Source organism: Mesorhizobium helmanticense (assembly GCF_003034915.1).
GTDB classification, from domain to species: Bacteria; Pseudomonadota; Alphaproteobacteria; order Rhizobiales; family Rhizobiaceae; genus Mesorhizobium; species Mesorhizobium helmanticense.
The window spans coordinates 187,709-205,685 of sequence record NZ_PZJX01000029.1 but is presented as its reverse complement, the minus strand read 5'-3'; the positions used below and the strand labels follow the sequence as shown (position 1 = coordinate 205,685).

General features: G+C 62.9%; 18 protein-coding genes and 1 riboswitch. Of the genes, 15 read left to right on the top strand and 3 right to left on the bottom strand.

Going from position 1 to position 17,977, the window contains the following annotated elements:
• Positions 1-3 precede the first annotated feature (3 nt).
• The 3 genes from cobW to C9427_RS17395 all read right to left on the bottom strand — a co-directional run bounded on the left by cobW (position 4) and on the right by C9427_RS17395 (position 2,943).
• Positions 4-1,041 carry a cobalamin biosynthesis protein CobW gene (gene cobW, locus C9427_RS17405; RefSeq protein WP_107650359.1) on the bottom strand — a complete coding sequence of 346 codons (1,038 nt, stop codon included), beginning with the start codon at positions 1,039-1,041 and terminating at the stop codon, positions 4-6.
• Between the two features lie 2 nt (positions 1,042-1,043).
• On the bottom strand, positions 1,044-1,472 hold the full coding sequence (locus C9427_RS17400; protein WP_107650358.1) for a DUF1636 family protein: 429 nt from the start codon (positions 1,470-1,472) through the stop codon (positions 1,044-1,046).
• Positions 1,473-1,510: 38 nt separating this feature from the next.
• Positions 1,511-1,714: riboswitch (cobalamin riboswitch) on the bottom strand.
• A gap of 29 nt (positions 1,715-1,743) precedes the next feature.
• Entirely contained in the window at positions 1,744-2,943 is a 1,200-nt protein-coding gene (locus C9427_RS17395) for a winged helix-turn-helix domain-containing protein (RefSeq protein WP_107650357.1), read from the bottom strand.
• Positions 2,944-3,272: 329 nt separating this feature from the next.
• On the opposite strand from C9427_RS17395, the gene C9427_RS17390 reads away from it, so the two are divergent.
• The 15 genes from C9427_RS17390 to C9427_RS17320 all read left to right on the top strand — a co-directional run bounded on the left by C9427_RS17390 (position 3,273) and on the right by C9427_RS17320 (position 17,968).
• On the top strand, positions 3,273-3,638 hold the full coding sequence (locus tag C9427_RS17390; RefSeq protein WP_097574873.1) for an NADH-quinone oxidoreductase subunit A: 366 nt from the start codon (positions 3,273-3,275) through the stop codon (positions 3,636-3,638).
• Positions 3,629-4,210, top strand: coding sequence for a NuoB/complex I 20 kDa subunit family protein (locus C9427_RS17385; RefSeq protein ID WP_097574872.1), 582 nt, complete (start codon positions 3,629-3,631; stop codon positions 4,208-4,210). Before C9427_RS17390 ends, C9427_RS17385 begins: the two co-directional genes overlap by 10 nt.
• Positions 4,211-4,213: 3 nt before the next feature.
• Positions 4,214-4,816, top strand: coding sequence for an NADH-quinone oxidoreductase subunit C (locus C9427_RS17380; RefSeq protein ID WP_107650356.1), 603 nt, complete (start codon positions 4,214-4,216; stop codon positions 4,814-4,816).
• On the top strand, positions 4,817-6,007 hold the full coding sequence (locus tag C9427_RS17375) for an NADH-quinone oxidoreductase subunit D (protein ID WP_107650355.1): 1,191 nt from the start codon (positions 4,817-4,819) through the stop codon (positions 6,005-6,007).
• On the top strand, positions 6,008-7,333 hold the full coding sequence (locus tag C9427_RS17370; protein WP_107650354.1) for an NADH-quinone oxidoreductase subunit E: 1,326 nt from the start codon (positions 6,008-6,010) through the stop codon (positions 7,331-7,333).
• A 10-nt stretch (positions 7,334-7,343) separates the two neighbouring features.
• On the top strand, positions 7,344-8,648 hold the full coding sequence (nuoF, locus tag C9427_RS17365) for an NADH-quinone oxidoreductase subunit NuoF (RefSeq protein WP_107650353.1): 1,305 nt from the start codon (positions 7,344-7,346) through the stop codon (positions 8,646-8,648).
• Positions 8,649-8,773: 125 nt separating this feature from the next.
• A complete protein-coding gene (locus C9427_RS17360) occupies positions 8,774-9,475 on the top strand; it encodes an NADH-quinone oxidoreductase subunit E (RefSeq protein WP_107650352.1) in 702 nt (233 codons plus the stop codon).
• Between the two features lie 74 nt (positions 9,476-9,549).
• Positions 9,550-11,631, top strand: coding sequence for an NADH-quinone oxidoreductase subunit NuoG (gene nuoG, locus C9427_RS17355; protein ID WP_107650351.1), 2,082 nt, complete (start codon positions 9,550-9,552; stop codon positions 11,629-11,631).
• A gap of 2 nt (positions 11,632-11,633) precedes the next feature.
• Complete coding sequence (gene nuoH, locus C9427_RS17350) at positions 11,634-12,677, top strand: NADH-quinone oxidoreductase subunit NuoH (protein WP_107650350.1); 1,044 nt, start codon at positions 11,634-11,636, stop codon at positions 12,675-12,677.
• Positions 12,677-12,943 (top strand): hypothetical protein, encoded by a 267-nt coding sequence (locus tag C9427_RS17345; protein ID WP_107650349.1) that lies wholly within the window; start codon positions 12,677-12,679, stop codon positions 12,941-12,943. The genes nuoH and C9427_RS17345 overlap by 1 nt, the downstream gene beginning before the upstream one ends.
• Positions 12,931-13,422, top strand: coding sequence for an NADH-quinone oxidoreductase subunit NuoI (gene nuoI, locus C9427_RS17340; RefSeq protein WP_077383425.1), 492 nt, complete (start codon positions 12,931-12,933; stop codon positions 13,420-13,422). Before C9427_RS17345 ends, nuoI begins: the two co-directional genes overlap by 13 nt.
• A gap of 123 nt (positions 13,423-13,545) precedes the next feature.
• Positions 13,546-14,166 carry an NADH-quinone oxidoreductase subunit J gene (locus C9427_RS17335; RefSeq protein WP_107650348.1) on the top strand — a complete coding sequence of 207 codons (621 nt, stop codon included), beginning with the start codon at positions 13,546-13,548 and terminating at the stop codon, positions 14,164-14,166.
• 1 nt (position 14,167) lies between these two features.
• Positions 14,168-14,476, top strand: a complete 309-nt coding sequence (gene nuoK / locus C9427_RS17330; protein ID WP_006335669.1) for an NADH-quinone oxidoreductase subunit NuoK — start codon at positions 14,168-14,170, stop codon at positions 14,474-14,476.
• Between the two features lie 10 nt (positions 14,477-14,486).
• Positions 14,487-16,460, top strand: coding sequence for an NADH-quinone oxidoreductase subunit L (gene nuoL, locus C9427_RS17325; protein WP_107650347.1), 1,974 nt, complete (start codon positions 14,487-14,489; stop codon positions 16,458-16,460).
• Positions 16,460-17,968 (top strand): NADH-quinone oxidoreductase subunit M, encoded by a 1,509-nt coding sequence (locus tag C9427_RS17320; protein ID WP_107650346.1) that lies wholly within the window; start codon positions 16,460-16,462, stop codon positions 17,966-17,968. Before nuoL ends, C9427_RS17320 begins: the two co-directional genes overlap by 1 nt.
• Positions 17,969-17,977 lie beyond the last annotated feature (9 nt).

Below are 17,977 nucleotides of genomic sequence, written 5' to 3'. Positions count from 1 at the left end.
GCCTCAGCCGGCGAGTATACGCTCGATGGCCGGGCGGTTCAGCCCCTTCAAGCCAATGACGACGAGGCGCGAGCGGCGGTCGTCTTCGGCCGTCCAGGCGCGGTCGTAATAGTGATTGACACGCGGGCCGACGGCCTGCAGCAGCAGCCGCATCGGCTTGCCGCCGACCTCGACGAAGCCTTTCACGCGCAACACGTTTTCTTCCTCGGCGGCGGTGGCGACGCGTTTTGCCAGCTCGTCCGGATTGGAGACGGAGGCGATATCGATGACGAAGCTATCGAAATCGTCGTGCTCGTGGTCGAGTTCGTCGTCGTGATGGGTCTTGCGGTTCTCGATGTCGTCCTCGACGGCGAGGCCGAGACCGAGCAGCACTGAAGGATCGACCTTCCCCTGCGATGTCGGAACGATCTTCACGGCACGCGCGACATGCTCGCCGATGATGGCATTGGCGCGGGCCGAGCCGGCGGCATCCATCAGATCGCTCTTCGACAATATGATCAGGTCGGCACAGGCGACCTGATCCTCGAACACTTCCTCGACCGGATCGTCGTGATCGAGGGTCTCGTCCTGAGCCCGCTGCGCCTGAAGTGCGTCCATGTCGTTGGCGACGCGGCCTTCGGCCAGCGCCGGTCCGTCGACCACGGCGATGACGCCGTCGACCGTCACCCGGCTCTTGACCGACGGCCACTGGAAGGCCTGGACGAGTGGCTTGGGCAGAGCGAGGCCAGAGGTTTCGATCAGGATATGGTCGACCTTCGGCGTCCGCGACAGGATCTGGTCGAGCGCGGGCACGAAATCGTCGGCTACGGTGCAGCAGATGCAGCCATTGGCCAGTTCGACGATATTCTCCTCGGGGCAAGAGTCGATGCCGCAGCCTTTCAATATCTCGCCGTCGATGCCGATGTCGCCGAACTCGTTGACGATGATGGCGAGCCGCTTGCCCCCGGCGTTCTCGAGCAGGTGGCGGATCAGCGTCGTCTTGCCGGCGCCGAGGAAACCGGTGACGACAGTGCAGGGGACGCGGGAAACGGAAGCGGTCATGGTTAGTCCTTCAGGAGGTCGAGGGGAGGGATGCGGGCGACAAGGCCGCGCTTCAGGCTATCGGGGCGGCCCCGCCAGGGGATGAGACCGTCGGTCGACGTGGCGAAGAGCTTCGCGCCGGTGACGAGATCGGCACCGCTGGTGGGAGTCAGGTCGCCGAAGACGTAGCTCCAGCAGCCGTCACGAAGGATCGCGGCGCTGAGGCGTCGCTTGCAATTGCCGAGACATTCGACGGTGCGGATGCGGATTTTTTCGCCGGAGGCGGCCTGGCGCGTGTCATCGGCGAGCAGCGCGCCGGCGCGGGGATGGGCATCGGAGCCGGTTTCGTCGCGACAGGAAGAGCAGACGATGACGGTGACGCCGGCCAGGGAATCGTCCCCGCCGGACAATATGTCCGCTGTCTCAGCCGAAAAACTGCTGTCGCGTTCCAAATCAGGCTCCTTGCCCGGAAAACCCGCCAGGCGATCGGATTCTTATCTCTCAGACGGCAGGTCTCCTGGCTCGCGGGTCATCGCCTGGGTGCCGCCTTCCCGGGAACATCCCAGTGGTTTTCGGCCTTGGCTCGTCGCTTACAGTTGCGGGGACAGCCGCGGATTTGAAATCGAGATTTCGCACCGCATTCCCTCTTGGCTCCTCCCTTTGCCGAGAGGAGACCGTCTGAACCGGATTTAGGCTTGTGTATGCAGGCGTGTCAACGCGCGTCTACGACGCGGCGATGTCGGCGAGAGGCTGCCCGAGATCTCCGGCCGGCGTGACTTCGATGCGTTCCAGGCCGAGCCAGCCCTGCATCTGCTTCAACTCCTCGACCAGCGCTGCCGCTGTTTCAGCCGGCGCGCCAGGTTCGGAATAGGCGGCATGGACGCGCAGGACGCTGGCCGGGCGGTCGGCCTTGAGGTCGACGCGCGCCACGATCCTGTCGCCAAGCAGGAACGGCAGGACGTAATAGCCGTATTGGCGCTTTTCGGCCGGCGTGTAGATCTCGATGCGGTAGCGAAAGTCGAACAGTCGCTCAGTGCGCGACCGCTCGAAGACGACCGGATCGAATGGGGCGAGCAGGGCGCGCGCTTCGATCTCGCGCGGCAAGCGGGCATCCTTATGCAGGTAAGCCGGCTTGTCCCAGCCTTCGACGCGCACCGGCAGCAACTCGCCCAACTCGACGAGTTCCTCGATCCGGCCCTTGATGTCGGCCGGCGACAGGCGGAAATAGTCGCGCAGGTCGCCTGCGGTCGCCACGCCATGGGCGCGGGCGGAGATGCGCAGCAATTCGCGATGCGCGTCCTCGGCAGTGGGCACCGGCAGGGCGAGCACGGCGGGCGGCAGCACGCGTTCGGGCAGATCATAGAAGCGTTCGAAGCCGCGGCGATGCGCCGTGGTGATGCGCCCGGCCCAGAACAGCCATTCGAAGGCGTGTTTGGCGTGGCTCCAGCCCCACCAGCCGCCCGAGCCTTTCTGGCCCTCCAATGCAGAAGCGGCGATCGGGCCGCGTTCGGCGACCTCGCGGTAGATCTCTTCGATATAGGCGGCATGTTCGCGGCCCCATTTGGCGAGGCCCAGATACATTTCGTCGCCGCGCTCGGCCCGCTGCATGCGCCAGCGCATCAGCGGGTAAGTCTCGACCGGCAGGAACGAGGCCTCATGCGCCCAGTATTCGAAGACCGTGCGCTTGCGGGTGACAGCGGCGTTGTCGAGCAGGGACAAAGGGTAGGGACCGAGGCGGGAGTAGAGCGGCATATAGTGGGCGCGCACCACCGCACTGACGGAATCGATCTGCAGCAGGCCGGTGCGCGCCAGCACGCGGGCCAGGTGGCGGCGGTCCGGCGTGGCGCCCGGCCTCGGATCGGTAAAACCCTGTGCGGCGAGTGCGATGCGCCTGGCCATGCCGAGCGAGATCTTTTCCTTCATGCTGACGGCGCCCTGATGGTGTTCAAGCGAAGCAAGAACCGATGATTCCTGACCATGCTAGCAGGGATTTGGCGGGATATATGTCAGGAGAGAAAAGTGGAGTAAAAAGTGAAGGAAATCAAACAGGAGCGGATCGGACCAGTTTTTCCGGATGTGCCGTCCAGCACCGTGTTTTGAACAAGGTTTGACTTGCTTCGCCGAAAGCGCTGCGCTAACCCTCGCCGCGTTGCAGCATAGGCCCTTCAAACGGTTCAGCGGTTAATCTGTCACGCTTCCGCATTAAGGTCCGTTGCTGTAATCAAAGTGGATTGGCAACGGAAAGCCGCAGCATGAACGCACTCCTGAGTTCGTACCTGCCCATCGTCCTGTTCATCGGCGTGGCGCTGGTTGTCGGCCTGGCGCTGATCGTGGCGCCGTTCCTGGTGGCCTACCGCAATCCCGACCCGGAAAAGCTTTCCGCCTACGAATGCGGTTTCAACTCGTTCGACGACGCCCGCATGAAGTTCGACATCCGCTTCTATCTGGTCTCGATCCTGTTCATCATCTTCGACCTGGAGGTGGCCTTCCTGTTCCCGTGGGCGGTGTCGTTCTCCAAGATCGGCATGCTCGGTTTCTGGTCGATGATGGTGTTTTTGGCCGTGCTGACCATCGGCTTTGCCTATGAATGGAAAAAAGGAGCGCTGGAATGGGATTGAACGACAGTTCAGGCACCCTAGTCGCGCCGAGGCCCAAGGGCCTGATCGATCCCAACACCGGCCGGCCGGTGGGGGAGGATGATCCGTTCTTCCTGGAAATCAACAACGAGCTGGCCGACAAGGGTTTCCTCGTCACTTCGACCGAGGCGCTGATCACCTGGGCTCGCAGCGGCTCGCTGATGTTCATGACGTTCGGTCTCGCCTGCTGCGCGGTCGAGATGATCCACACCTCGATGCCGCGCTACGATTCGGAGAGGTTCGGTGTTGCGCCGCGCGCGTCTCCGCGCCAGTCCGACATCATGATCGTCGCCGGCACGCTGACCAACAAGATGGCGCCGGCGCTGCGCAAGGTCTACGACCAGATGCCGGAGCCGCGCTATGTCATCTCGATGGGTTCCTGCGCCAATGGCGGCGGCTATTATCACTATTCCTATTCGGTGGTGCGTGGCTGCGACCGCATCGTGCCGGTCGACATCTATGTGCCCGGCTGCCCGCCGAGCGCCGAAGCGCTGCTTTACGGCATTCTTCTCCTGCAAAAGAAGATCCGCCGCACCGGCACGATCGAGCGATAAATCATGAGCATACCCTTAAGCGAACTGTCGACTTATCTCGGCGAGAAGCTGATTGGCCGGGTCAACGACCCGGTGCTTGCCTATGGCGAGCTCACCGTTTCGGTTGAGCCGCGCGACCTGATCGAGGTGGCGACCTTCCTGCGCGATGATCCAAAATGCCAGTTCATTTCGATCATCGACGTCTGCGGCGCCGACTATCCGTCGCGGGCCAAGCGCTTCGATGTGGTCTATCATCTGCTGTCGCCGAAGCAGAATGTGCGCATCCGCCTCAAGGTCCAGGCCAATGAGGAAACCATGGTGCCGTCGCTTACCGGCGTCTACCCCGGCGCCGACTGGTTCGAGCGCGAGACCTACGACCTCTATGGCGTGCTGTTTTCGGGCCATCCGGATCTGCGGCGAATCCTGACCGATTATGGTTTCGAAGGTCATCCGCTGCGTAAGGATTTTCCGCTGACCGGCTTCGTCGAAGTGCGCTACGACGACGAGGCCAAGCGCGTGATTTACGAGCCGGTCGAGCTCAAGCAGGAATTCCGCAATTTCGATTTTCTGTCCCCTTGGGAAGGCACCGATTACGTGCTGCCTGGGGATGAGAAGGCAAAGCAGTAAATGGCTGAAACCTCCGTTCGCAATTTCAACATCAACTTTGGACCTCAACATCCTGCGGCGCATGGTGTTTTGAGGCTGGTGCTTGAGCTCGACGGTGAGGTCGTCGATCGCGTCGATCCGCATATCGGGTTGTTGCATCGCGGCACGGAGAAGCTGATCGAGCACAAGACCTATTTGCAGGCCGTGCCCTATCTCGACCGGCTCGATTATTGCGCGCCGATGAACCAGGAGCATGCCTTCGCGCTTGCCGCCGAGCGGCTGCTCGGCATCGAGGTGCCGAAGCGCGGCCAGTTGATCCGCGTGCTCTATTGCGAGATCGGCCGCATCATGTCGCACATCCTCAATGTGACGACGCAGGCGCTGGATGTCGGCGCGCTGACGCCGCCGCTATGGGGCTTCGTCGAGCGCGAAAAGCTGATGGTATTCTACGAACGCGCCTCGGGCTCGCGCATGCACGCGGCCTATTTCCGGCCGGGCGGCGTCCATCAGGACCTGCCGCAAAAGCTGGTCGAGGATATCGGCAAGTGGATCGACCCGTTCCTGAAGTCGCTCGACGATCTCGATGCACTGCTCACCGGCAACCGCATCTTCAAGCAGCGCAATGTCGACATCGGCACGGTGTCGCTGGCCGATGCCTGGGCCTGGGGTTTTTCCGGCGTGATGGTGCGCGGCTCGGGCGCTGCCTGGGACCTGCGCAAGTCGCAGCCCTATGAATGCTACGCCGAGATGGATTTCGACATCCCGATCGGCAAGAACGGCGACTGCTTCGACCGCTACCTCGTGCGCATGGAAGAAATGCGCCAGTCGGCCAAGATCATGCGCCAGTGCATCGACCTTCTGCTCGGCAAGGAGAGCAGCGGACCGGTGTCGAACCTTGACGGCAAGGTGGTGCCGCCGAAGCGCCCGGCGATGAAGCGCTCGATGGAAGCGCTGATCCACCACTTCAAGCTCTACACCGAAGGCTACCGCGTGCCGGCCGGCGAGGTCTATGCGGCGGTCGAGGCGCCGAAGGGCGAATTCGGCGTCTATCTGGTCTCCGACGGCACCAACAAGCCCTATCGCTGCAAGCTGCGCGCGCCGGGCTTCGCCCATCTCCAGGCCATGGATTTCCTGTGCCGCGGCCACATGCTGGCCGACGTCACCGCCGTTCTCGGCTCCCTCGACATCGTGTTTGGTGAGGTCGATCGTTAAATGTCAGTCCGCCGTCTCGCAGAAGCCAGCGTCCAGCCAGCGTCCTTCGCCTTCAACCGGGCGAATGCCGCGGCGGCCAAGCAATGGATCAAGAAATATCCGAAGGGCCGCGAGCAATCGGCAATCATACCCTTGCTGATGCTGGCGCAGGAGCAGGAAGGCTGGGTGACCAAGGCGGCGATCGAGACGATCTCCGACATGCTCGGCATGCCCCGTATCCGCGGGCTCGAAGTCGCGACCTTCTATACCCAGTACCAGCTCAATCCGGTCGGCACCCGCGCCCATATCCAGGTCTGCGGCACCACGCCCTGCATGCTGCGCGGTTCGGAAGCGCTGATGGATGTGTGTCGTTCCAAGATCCATCACGACCAGTTCCACACCAACGACAAGGGCACACTGTCGTGGGAGGAGGTCGAGTGCCTCGGCGCCTGCGTCAACGCACCGATGGTGATGATCTTCAAGGACACTTTCGAGGATCTGACGCCGGAGCGGCTGGCCGAAATCATCGATCTCTACGGCGCCGGCAAGGGGGCCGAGGTCAAGCCCGGCCCGCAGAATGGCCGCATCACCTCCGAGCCGATCACCGGCCTGACGACGCTGAAGAGCGAAAAGGCGATCCTCAAGGCGACCCGCGACAGGGAAGCCAAGGAGGCTTCCAAGGCCGCCAAGGAAGCGCCGGATGCCATTACTGTTCCGGCTCCGTCAGCGCCGGCCGCTGCCGCTACGACGCCGGCTTCCACCTCTGCTCCGGCTCCCGCCGTCGCGCCGTCGAAGGCCAGCAAGCCGAAGACCGATGCGCCCGAAACCAGCCCGGCGTTGAAGACGCCTTCGGCGGTCAAGGTCGCACCTGCCGTGGAGAAGGCGGCGAGCGTTTCGGCCCCGATGCATTCGGCAGCCAATGCCAACAAGGCGGCGCCGGAAGTCGAGAAGGTTTCCAAGCAGCGCAACGGCCCGAAGACCAAGGCCGAGCCGGCGGCTGCATTCAAGGCGCCTGAGGCCAAGGTGCCCGCAGCCAAGGCCGCCAAGCCGGCAAAGCCTTCGCTGGAAGACAAGAACCGCCCGGCCGGCATCGAAAAGCCGGCACTGGTCGACGATCTCAAACTGATCTCCGGCGTTGGCCCGAGAAGCGAGGGCATCCTGCATTCGCTCGGCATCTTCACCTACGCTCAAGTCGCTTCCTGGAAGAAGGCCGAGCGCGAGTGGGTCGATGGCTATCTCAGCTTCCATGGCCGCATCGAGCGCGAAGACTGGGTCAAGCAGGCCAAGGCGCTCGCCAAGGGCGGGGTCGCCGAATATATCCGCGTCTTCGGCAAGAAGCCGGTCTGAGGGACGAACAATGCTTCAGGACAAAGACCGCATCTTCAACAACATCTACGGCCTCTTCGACAAGTCGCTGGCCGGCGCGATGGCGCGCGGCGCCTGGGACGGCACGCCCGGCATCATCGCCAAGGGGCGCGATTGGATCGTCAACGAGATGAAGGCCTCGGGCCTGCGCGGCCGCGGCGGCGCCGGTTTCCCGACGGGCTTGAAATGGTCGTTCATGCCCAAGCAGAGCGACGGCCGGCCGAGCTATCTCGTCGTCAACGCCGACGAATCCGAACCTGGCACCTGCAAGGATCGCGATATATTGCGCCATGACCCGCATACGCTGGTCGAAGGCTGCCTGATCGCCGGCTTCGCCATGGGCGCGATTGCCGCCTACATCTATGTGCGCGGCGAGTTCATCCGCGAGCGCGAGGCGCTGCAGCGCGCCATCGACGAGGCCTATGAAGCCAAGCTGATCGGCAAGAACAACACATCCGGCTACGATTTCGACATCTACATGCATCACGGCGCCGGCGCCTATATCTGCGGCGAGGAGACGGCGCTGCTCGAAAGCCTCGAAGGCAAGAAGGGCCAGCCCCGGCTGAAGCCGCCATTCCCGGCCAATGTCGGCCTCTATGGTTGCCCGACCACGGTCAACAATGTCGAGTCCATCGCGGTCGCGCCGACCATCCTGCGCCGGGGCGCGGCCTGGTTCTCGTCCTTCGGCCGGCCCAACAATGTCGGCACCAAGCTGTTCTGCATCTCGGGCCACGTCAACAATCCGTGCACCGTCGAAGAGGCGATGTCGATCCCGTTCCGCGAATTGATCGAGACGCATTGCGGCGGCATCCGTGGCGGCTGGGACAATCTGCTGGCGGTCATTCCGGGTGGCGCTTCCGTGCCGCTGGTGCCGGCCGAGCAGATCATCGACACACCGATGGATTTCGACGCGCTGCGCGACCTGAAATCGGGTCTCGGCACGGCGGCTGTCATCGTCATGGACAAATCCACCGATATCGTTAAGGCGATCGCCCGGCTCTCCTATTTCTACAAGCACGAGAGCTGCGGCCAGTGCACGCCATGCCGTGAAGGCACCGGCTGGATGTGGCGGGTGATGGAACGGCTGGTGCGCGGCGAGGCGCAGAAGCGCGAGATCGACATGCTGCTCGACGTCACCAAGCAAGTCGAGGGCCACACGATCTGCGCGCTGGGCGATGCGGCGGCCTGGCCGATCCAGGGCTTGATGCGGCACTTCCGCGGCGAGGTGGAGCGGCGCATCGACGAGTTTTCGCGCAACGCCCACCGGGCCGAACCGGTGATGGTGGCGGCGGAATAGAGTTTGAAATACGGGCAAACGCCCGATTTGAAATACGAGCGAGAGCTCGATTTGGAATACGAGCGAGAGCTCGATTTTGAGGAAACAGGCTCGGGGCAACGGAAGAAACGACCAGGAGACCACCTATGTCGCTGTATTCGAGACCCGACGATTTGATGCCCGATTTGGACCCGTTCGAGAAGATGAACCAGGACCTGACCAGGATGATGCCGAAGGAGATGGCCAGCGCCGTCAATCTCCTGGCGCACCCTGTCGCGGGCGCGGCGGCGATGTCGGCGCTCGGCATCGGGCTGGCCAACCACGCCTTTGGCGTGTGGATGGGCGCGCTCTCGGGTGCCGCCGAGGCCTCGCAGCGCCTGTTCCAGCCGATCATCGATGATTTCGAAGCGAGGGCCGAGGCGGTTTCGGAGACACAGGCAAGTTCCTCGACCAAGGCGCGCGCCGCGACGAAAACCTTGATCGCCAGGGCGCAGTCCTTCGCCAGGGAGGTGAATGACATAGCGGCGAGCACCAAGGGCGGTGCGGCAAACGCGGCGAATACAGGCTCCGCGGCCGGCGGCGTACCGGCCGGCCTGATGCCTGAGGATTTCAAGCAGCCCAAGGCCATGGACCGGCCGGCGAAGCCAGCCGACCTCAAGGCGATATCGGGCATCGGGCCCAAGCTGGAAAAGGTGCTGAACGGCCTGGGTATCTGGACCTATGCGCAGATCGCGGCATGGACGCCGGAAGAGATCGCCTGGGTCGACGACTACCTGTCGTTCAAGGGCCGCATCGATCGCGACGACTGGATCGCCCAAGCGGCGGCGCTGGCCGGGGCCAAACGTTGAATTCAATACCGTGCGCGGCTTCTGCCGCGCACGGACAGAAAGATTGCGGAACGTCCGCAGGGGTTTGAGACGAAATGGCAAAGCTCAAGGTCGACGGGAAAGAGATCACTGTACCCGACCATTACACGCTGCTGCAGGCGGCCGAGGATGCAGGTGCCGAGGTGCCGCGTTTCTGCTTCCATGAGCGGCTGTCGATCGCCGGCAATTGCCGCATGTGCCTGATCGAGGTGAAGGGCGGGCCGCCCAAGCCGCAGGCATCCTGCGCCATGGGCGTGCGCGACCTGCGCCCCGGCCCCAATGGCGAGCCGCCGGAAATCTTCACCAACACGCCGATGGTCAAGAAGGCCAGGGAAGGCGTGATGGAGTTCCTGCTGATCAACCATCCGCTGGATTGCCCGATCTGCGACCAGGGCGGCGAATGCGACCTGCAGGACCAGGCGATGGCCTTCGGCGTCGATTCCTCGCGCTATCACGAGAACAAGCGGGCGGTCGAAGACAAATATATCGGGCCGCTGGTCAAGACGGTGATGAACCGCTGCATCCATTGCACGCGCTGCGTCCGCTTCACGACAGAGGTTGCCGGCATTTCCGAGCTCGGCCTGATCGGCCGCGGCGAGGATGCCGAGATCACCACCTATCTCGAAAGCGCCATGACTTCGGAACTGCAGGGCAATGTCATCGACCTTTGCCCGGTCGGCGCGCTGACCTCCAAACCCTACGCCTTCCAGGCGCGGCCGTGGGAGCTGACCAAGACCGAATCCATCGACGTGATGGATGCCGTCGGCTCGGCGATCCGCGTCGATTCCAGGGGCCGCGAGGTGATGCGCATCCTGCCGCGCGTCAACGAGGCGGTGAACGAGGAGTGGATTTCCGACAAGACCCGCTTCATCTGGGACGGCTTGCGCACGCAGCGCCTCGATCGCCCCTATGTTCGCAAGGATGGCAAGCTCGTTCCGGCAAGTTGGGCCGAGGTCTTTGCCGCGATCAAGGACGCGGTGTCGAAGACAGCGTCCGAAAAGATCGGCGCCATTGCTGGCGATCTCGCGGCTGTTGAGGAAATCTATGCGCTGAAGCTGCTGATGGCCGCGCTTGGTTCGAACAATACCGATTGCCGCCAGGATGGCGCGGCGCTCGATCCGTCGCTCGGCCGGGCCAGCTATGTCTTCAATCCGACCATCGAGGGCATCGAGCAGGCCGACGCGGTGCTGATCATCGGCGCCAATCCGCGCTTCGAGGCTTCGGTGCTCAACACCCGCATCCGCAAGCGCTGGCGCATCGGCAATTTGCCGGTCGGTGTCATCGGCGACGTCGGCGATACGCGCTACGAGTATGAGCAGCTCGGCGCCGGACCCGACTCGCTGAAGGACCTGGCGGACGGCAATGCCAAGTTCTTCCAGGTGCTGAAGAAAGCGACGCATCCGCTTATCATCGTTGGCCAGGGCGCGCTGGCGCGCGCCGATGGCGCGGCCGTGCTCGGCCTGGCGGCGAAGCTTGGCATGGCCGTCAACGCCGCCCGGGCCGACTGGAACGGTTTTGCCGTGCTGCACAATGCGGCGGGACGTGTCGGCGGGCTCGACCTCGGCTTCGTGCCGGGCGAAGGCGGCAAGAACGTCGCCGGCATGCTGGGCGAGATGGAGGTGCTGTTCCTGCTCGGCGCCGACGAGATCGACATGGCCAAGACCGGAGGCGCCTTCGTCGTCTATGTCGGCACGCATGGCGACCAGGGCGCGCACCGCGCCAATGTCATCCTGCCGGGTGCCGCCTATACCGAAAAGTCGGGCACCTATGTCAACACCGAAGGCCGCGTGCAGCAGACCAACCGCGCCGGCTTTGCGCCGGGAGATGCGCGCGAGGACTGGGCAATTCTGCGAGCGCTGTCGGATGTGCTGGGCAAGAAGCTGCCGTTCGATTCGCTGCCGCAGCTTCGCGCGAAACTCTATGCGGACCATCCGCATCTCGCCCGCATCGATCATGTCGAGGCAGGCAATGCCGATGATATCGCCAAGGTGGCGAAGCTCGGCGGTCGGCTGAACAAGGGCGCCTTCACCTCGCCGGTCAAGGATTTCTACCTGACAAACCCGATCGCGCGGGCGTCGGCCGTGATGGCGGAGTGCTCGGCGCTGGCGAAAAACGGCTTCAGGCAGGCGGCGGAATAAGCATGGACACCTTCTTCTCCTTCTACGTGCTGCCGGCGCTGATCATCCTCTTGAAGTCCGTCGTGCTGATCGTCGTGCTTTTGATTGCGGTCGCCTATCTGCTTTATGCCGACCGCAAGATCTGGGCGGCGGTGCAGTTGCGCCGCGGCCCGAACGTCGTCGGCCCATGGGGCACGCTGCAGGCTTTCGCCGATCTTTTGAAGTTCGTGTTCAAGGAGCCGGTGATCCCGTCCGGCGCCAACAAGGGCGTATTCCTGCTGGCGCCGCTGGTGTCGGCGGTGCTGGCGATCTCGGCCTGGGCGGTCATTCCGGTCAATGAGGGCTGGGCGATCGCCAACGTCAATGTCGGCATCCTCTATGTCTTCGCCATCTCCTCGCTCGAGGTCTATGGCGTGATCATGGGCGGCTGGGCGTCGAACTCGAAATATCCGTTCCTCGGCGCGCTGCGCTCGGCCGCGCAGATGGTGTCCTACGAGGTCTCGATCGGTTTCGTCATCGTCACCGTGCTGCTCTGCGTCGGCTCGCTCAACCTGTCCGACATCGTGCTGTCGCAGCAGGACGGGCTGGGCACAAAGCTCGGTCTGCCCAACACCTTTCTCGACTGGCACTGGCTGGCGCTGTTTCCGATGTTCGTCATCTTCTTCATCTCGGCGCTGGCCGAGACGAACCGACCGCCTTTCGACCTGGTGGAAGCCGAATCGGAACTGGTCGCCGGCCATATGGTCGAATATTCGTCGACGCCGTTCCTGCTGTTCTTCCTCGGCGAATATGTCGCCGTTGTGCTGATGTGCGCCCTGGCCACCATCCTGTTCCTCGGCGGCTGGCTGCCGCCCTTCGACTTCGCGCCCTTCACCTGGGTGCCGGGGCTGATCTGGTTCGTGCTCAAGGTCTGCCTGATGTTCTTCATGTTCTCCATGGTGAAGGCGTTCGTGCCACGCTACCGCTATGACCAGTTGATGCGGCTCGGCTGGAAAGTCTTCCTGCCGATCTCGCTGGCGATGGTGGTGATCGTCGCCGCCTTCCTAAAGCTCACGGGGATGGCGTGATGGGTGATCTGACCGTTGGGTTTCTAGGAGCCGCTGTCGGCGTGCTTATTGCGATCTTTGGCAACGTGGTTTTGTTGCCTTTCGTTTTGCGGCAGCAGAACCAGAGGCTGGCTGAAAACTATCGAGCCCCGGTGTTCGGTTGGGATAAGCAGAAAGTGGCCTCTCTGACGAGACTTATGTACCGTTTTCAGATGCCTATCTTGTTTGGTTTTGTCGGCGCAGTTGCCGCAATACAGATGTTTGGGAGTGGCAAATGGGTGCACTAACTCAAGCCGCAAAGTCGCTACTGCTGCAGGACTTCGTCAGCGCCTTCTTCCTGTCGATGCGCCAGTTTTTCGCACCAAAGGAGACGATCAACTATCCGCACGAGAAGGGACCGGTGAGCCCACGCTTCCGCGGCGAGCATGCGCTGCGCCGCTATCCCAATGGCGAGGAACGCTGCATCGCCTGCAAATTGTGCGAGGCGATCTGCCCGGCGCAGGCGATCACCATCGAGGCCGGACCGCGCCGCAACGACGGCACGCGCCGCACCGTGCGCTACGACATCGACATGGTGAAGTGCATCTATTGCGGCTTCTGCCAGGAAGCCTGCCCGGTCGACGCCATCGTCGAGGGGCCGAATTTCGAATTCGCGACGGAAACGCGCGAGGAACTTTATTACGACAAGGACAAGCTGCTGGCCAATGGCGACCGCTGGGAGCGCGAACTGGCGCGCAACATCTCGCTGGACGCGCCGTATCGCTGACATTTGACGCATGGACGAGGCGAGGGGCCTCGTTTAAGGACAACGCAACTTGCCGACCGGAGGCGGTGGCAAACATCGAACAGGACGAGCGTCCTGTTCGGACAGGAAACCCGGGGGAACCCCATGCTGAGTGGACTAGAGGCGGCCTTTTTCTACCTCTTCGCCTTTGTCGCGGTGGCGTCGGCGTTCATGGTCATTTCGTCGCGCAATCCCGTGCATTCGGTGCTGTTCCTGATCCTGACCTTCTTCAATGCCGCCGGCCTGTTCATGCTGACCGGGGCCGAGTTCCTGGCGATGATCCTGCTCGTCGTCTATGTCGGCGCGGTCATGGTGCTGTTCCTGTTCGTCGTCATGATGCTCGACGTCGATTTCGCCGAGATGAAGGAAGGCGCCCTGCAATACGCGCCGATCGGCGCACTGGTCGGGCTGATCCTGGCGGCGGAGCTGATCGTCGTGCTCGGCGGCTATACGTTCGCGCCGCAACTGGCCGCGACGGTGTCAAAACCCATTCCGGACCTTGCCGCGCGCTCGAACACGGCGGCGCTCGGCGACATCCTCTATACCGACTACCTCTACTACTTCCAGGTCGCGGGCCTCATCCTGCTGGTCGCCATGATCGGCGCCATCGTGCTGACGCTGCGCCACAAGCCGGGCGTCAAGCGGCAGTCGATCGCAGCCCAGGTCGGCCGCACGCCGGCGACGGGCATGGAAATCCGCAAGGTCAAGACAGGCGAGGGGATCTGAGATGACCGTCGGCATCGCGCACTATCTCACCGTATCGGCGATCCTGTTCACGCTCGGCGTGTTCGGCATCTTCCTCAACCGCCGCAACATCATCGTCATCCTGATGTCGATCGAGCTGATCCTGCTCGCCGTCAACATCAATTTCGTCGCCTTTTCGGCCGCGCTTGGCGACCTCGTCGGCCAGGTGTTCGCGCTGTTCGTGCTGACGGTCGCGGCGGCCGAGGCCGCCATCGGTCTTGCCATCCTTGTCGTCTTCTTCCGCAACCGCGGTTCGATCGCGGTCGAAGACGTGAACATGATGAAGGGTTGACGGAACCACAATGTACCAGGCCATCGTCTTCCTTCCGCTGCTCGGCTTCCTGATCGTCGGCCTGTTCGGCAATTCGCTCGGTGCCAAGGCATCCGAATACATCACCTCCGGATTCCTGGTGATTTCGGCGGTGCTGTCGTGGGTCGCCTTCTTCTCCGTCGGCTTCGGCGAGGGGCAAGTGTTCACCGTGCCGGTGCTGCGCTGGATCCAGTCGGGCGGCCTCGATGCGGCGTGGGCGCTGAGGATCGACACGCTGACGGTGGTGATGCTGGTGGTCGTCAACACGGTGTCGGCGCTGGTCCATATCTACTCGATCGGCTACATGCACCACGATCCGAACCGGCCGCGCTTTTTTGCCTACCTGTCGCTGTTCACCTTCGCCATGCTGATGCTGGTAACGGCTGACAATCTGGTGCAGATGTTCTTCGGCTGGGAAGGCGTCGGCCTGGCGTCCTACCTGCTGATCGGCTTCTGGTACAAGAAACCGTCGGCAAACGCCGCGGCGATCAAGGCCTTCGTCGTCAACCGCGTCGGCGATTTCGGCTTCGCGCTCGGCATCTTCGGCGTGTTCGTGCTGTTCGGCTCGGTCAATCTCGGCACCATCTTCGCCAATGCGGCGTCGTTCATCCCGGCGGAAGGCGCGCCGCAGGGCGCTGCTGTGCTGACTTTCCTCGGCTATGCGCTCGACAAGCAAGCGGCGATGACCGTGGTCTGCCTCTTGCTGTTCATGGGCGCGATGGGCAAGTCGGCGCAGGTGCCGCTACACACCTGGCTGCCCGACGCCATGGAAGGCCCGACGCCGGTCTCCGCACTCATCCATGCCGCCACCATGGTGACGGCCGGCGTGTTCATGCTGGCGAGGCTGTCGCCGCTGTTCGAACTGTCGCATTCGGCGCTGACCGTGGTCACCTTCATCGGCGCCTTCACCGCCTTCTTCGCGGCGACAGTCGGCCTCGTCCAAAACGACATCAAGCGCGTCATCGCCTATTCGACCTGCTCGCAGCTCGGCTACATGTTCGTGGCGCTCGGCGTTGGCGCCTATGGCGCGGCGATCTTCCATCTGTTCACGCATGCCTTTTTCAAGGCGCTGCTGTTCCTCGGCTCGGGTTCGGTCATCCATGCCGTCTCCGACGAGCAGGACATGCGCAAGATGGGCGGCCTCAGGACACTCATCCCGAAGACCTACTGGATGATGGTGATCGGCACGCTGGCGCTGACCGGCGTCGGCATTCCGGTGACCGTCATCGGCACCGCCGGCTTCTTCTCCAAGGACGCCATCATCGAAAGCGCCTTTGCCGGGCACAATATGTTCGCCGGCTTTGCCTTCGTGATGCTGGTCGTCGCCGCCGCCTTCACCTCCTTCTACTCCTGGCGGCTGATCTTCATGACCTTCCACGGCGAGCCGCGGGCGAGCCACGAGGTGATGCACCATGTCCATGAATCGCCGCCGGTGATGCTGGTGCCGCTGTTCATCCTGGCGGCGGGCGCGCTGTTTGCCGGCGTGATCTTCCATGGCGCCTTCATCGGCGAGGGCTATGCCGAGTTCTGGAAGGCGTCGCTGTTCACGCTGCCGGAGAACCACATCCTGCACGACATCCACGAGCTGCCGCTGTGGGTGGAACTGTCACCCTTCGTCGCCATGGTGATCGGCTTCTTGATTGCCTGGAAGTTCTACATCCGCTCGCCGGAATTGCCCCGCAGTGTCGCCGCCAACCATCGCTTGCTCTACGCCTTCCTGCTCAACAAGTGGTATTTCGACGAGCTGTACGATTTCCTGTTCGTGCGGCCGGCAAAGCGCCTCGGCCACTTCCTGTGGAAGACCGGCGACGGCACCATCATCGACGGGCTCGGACCTGACGGCATTTCGGCGCGCGTCGTCGATGTCACCAACCGTGTCGTCAAGCTGCAGACCGGCTACCTCTATCACTATGCCTTCGCCATGCTGATCGGCGTTGCCGCACTCGTCACCTGGATGATGCTCTGATGACCGCTTGGTCCAACCTTCTCTCGCTGGTCACCTTCCTGCCGCTGGTGGGTGTACTGTTGATCCTGTTCATCAGGGATGACAGCGAGAACGCACGCCGCAACATCCGCGCCATCGCGCTGTGGACGACGAGCATCACTTTCATCATTTCGCTGTTCATCTGGACCGGCTTCGACAATTCGCAACCCGGCTTCCAGTTCGTGGAAAAGCTCGCCTGGCTGGATTCCGGCATTTCCTACCATATGGGCGTCGACGGCATCTCGATGCTGTTCGTCATCCTGACCACGTTCCTGATGCCGCTCTGCATCCTGGCTTCCTGGGAATCGATCGAGAAGCGCGTCAAGGCCTACATGATCGCGTTCCTTTTGCTGGAAACGCTGATGATCGGCGTGTTCTGCGCGCTGGACATCGTCCTGTTCTACGTCTTCTTCGAGGCCGGCCTGATCCCGATGTTCATCATCATCGGCGTGTGGGGCGGCAAGCGGCGCGTCTATGCATCGTTCAAGTTCTTCCTCTACACGCTGGCCGGCTCGGTGCTGATGCTGCTCGCTATCATGGCGATGTTCTTCCAGTCCGGCACCACCGACATCCCGACGCTGCTGACGCATAATTTCCCGGCCAACATGCAGACCTGGCTGTGGCTCGCCTTCTTCGCCTCCTTCGCGGTGAAGATGCCGATGTGGCCGGTGCATACCTGGCTGCCCGACGCGCACGTCGAGGCGCCGACCGCCGGTTCGGTGATCCTGGCCGCCATCCTGCTCAAGATGGGCGGTTACGGCTTCCTGCGCTTCTCGCTGCCGATGTTCCCGCTGGCCTCGGAAATGTTCGCGCCGCTGGTGTTTACGCTGTCGGTCGTCGCCATCATCTACACCTCGCTGGTGGCGCTGATGCAGGAGGACATGAAGAAGCTGATCGCCTATTCGTCGGTCGCCCATATGGGCTTCGTCACCATGGGCATCTTCGCGATGAACCAGGAAGGCGTGCAGGGCGCGATCTTCCAGATGCTGTCGCACGGCCTCGTCTCCGGCGCGCTGTTCCTGTGTGTCGGCGTCATCTATGACCGCATGCACACGCGCGAGATCGACGCCTATGGCGGGCTGGTCAACAACATGCCGAAATACGCCACGGTGTTCCTGATCTTCACCATGGCCAATGTCGGCCTGCCCGGCACCAGCGGCTTCGTCGGCGAGTTCCTGACCATGCTCGGCGTGTTCCGGGTCAACACCTGGGTGGCGTTCTTCGCCGCCACCGGCGTCATCCTGTCGGCTGCCTATGCGCTCTGGCTCTACCGCCGGGTGATCTTTGGTGCGCTGACCAAGGACAGCCTGAAGGGGTTGCTTGACCTGTCGGCGCGCGAGAAGGTCATCATCTATCCGCTGGTCGTGCTGGTCATCTTCTTCGGCGTCTATCCGGCGCCGGTCTTCGACGCGACGGCCGCATCGGTCAAGGCGCTCGTCACCAATGTCACCGCATCCATCGGCACCGCGCAGACCGCGGCGGCGAACTGAGCAGGGGTT

What these genes read in the sequence shown, in the direction of transcription:
- nuoL (WP_107650347.1), top strand. Translation starts at nt 14,487, where the DNA reads ATGTACCAGGCCATCGTCTTCCTTCCGCTGCTCGGCTTCCTGATCGTC.
- nuoH (WP_107650350.1), top strand. Translation starts at nt 11,634, where the DNA reads ATGGACACCTTCTTCTCCTTCTACGTGCTGCCGGCGCTGATCATCCTC.
- cobW (WP_107650359.1), bottom strand. Translation starts at nt 1,041, where the DNA reads ATGACCGCTTCCGTTTCCCGCGTCCCCTGCACTGTCGTCACCGGTTTC.
- nuoG (WP_107650351.1), top strand. Translation starts at nt 9,550, where the DNA reads ATGGCAAAGCTCAAGGTCGACGGGAAAGAGATCACTGTACCCGACCAT.
- C9427_RS17395 (WP_107650357.1), bottom strand. Translation starts at nt 2,943, where the DNA reads ATGAAGGAAAAGATCTCGCTCGGCATGGCCAGGCGCATCGCACTCGCC.
- C9427_RS17385 (WP_097574872.1), top strand. Translation starts at nt 3,629, where the DNA reads ATGGGATTGAACGACAGTTCAGGCACCCTAGTCGCGCCGAGGCCCAAG.
- C9427_RS17335 (WP_107650348.1), top strand. Translation starts at nt 13,546, where the DNA reads ATGCTGAGTGGACTAGAGGCGGCCTTTTTCTACCTCTTCGCCTTTGTC.
- nuoF (WP_107650353.1), top strand. Translation starts at nt 7,344, where the DNA reads ATGCTTCAGGACAAAGACCGCATCTTCAACAACATCTACGGCCTCTTC.
- C9427_RS17390 (WP_097574873.1), top strand. Translation starts at nt 3,273, where the DNA reads ATGAACGCACTCCTGAGTTCGTACCTGCCCATCGTCCTGTTCATCGGC.
- nuoI (WP_077383425.1), top strand. Translation starts at nt 12,931, where the DNA reads ATGGGTGCACTAACTCAAGCCGCAAAGTCGCTACTGCTGCAGGACTTC.
- C9427_RS17370 (WP_107650354.1), top strand. Translation starts at nt 6,008, where the DNA reads ATGTCAGTCCGCCGTCTCGCAGAAGCCAGCGTCCAGCCAGCGTCCTTC.
- C9427_RS17380 (WP_107650356.1), top strand. Translation starts at nt 4,214, where the DNA reads ATGAGCATACCCTTAAGCGAACTGTCGACTTATCTCGGCGAGAAGCTG.
- C9427_RS17320 (WP_107650346.1), top strand. Translation starts at nt 16,460, where the DNA reads ATGACCGCTTGGTCCAACCTTCTCTCGCTGGTCACCTTCCTGCCGCTG.
- C9427_RS17375 (WP_107650355.1), top strand. Translation starts at nt 4,817, where the DNA reads ATGGCTGAAACCTCCGTTCGCAATTTCAACATCAACTTTGGACCTCAA.
- C9427_RS17345 (WP_107650349.1), top strand. Translation starts at nt 12,677, where the DNA reads ATGGGTGATCTGACCGTTGGGTTTCTAGGAGCCGCTGTCGGCGTGCTT.
- C9427_RS17360 (WP_107650352.1), top strand. Translation starts at nt 8,774, where the DNA reads ATGTCGCTGTATTCGAGACCCGACGATTTGATGCCCGATTTGGACCCG.
- nuoK (WP_006335669.1), top strand. Translation starts at nt 14,168, where the DNA reads ATGACCGTCGGCATCGCGCACTATCTCACCGTATCGGCGATCCTGTTC.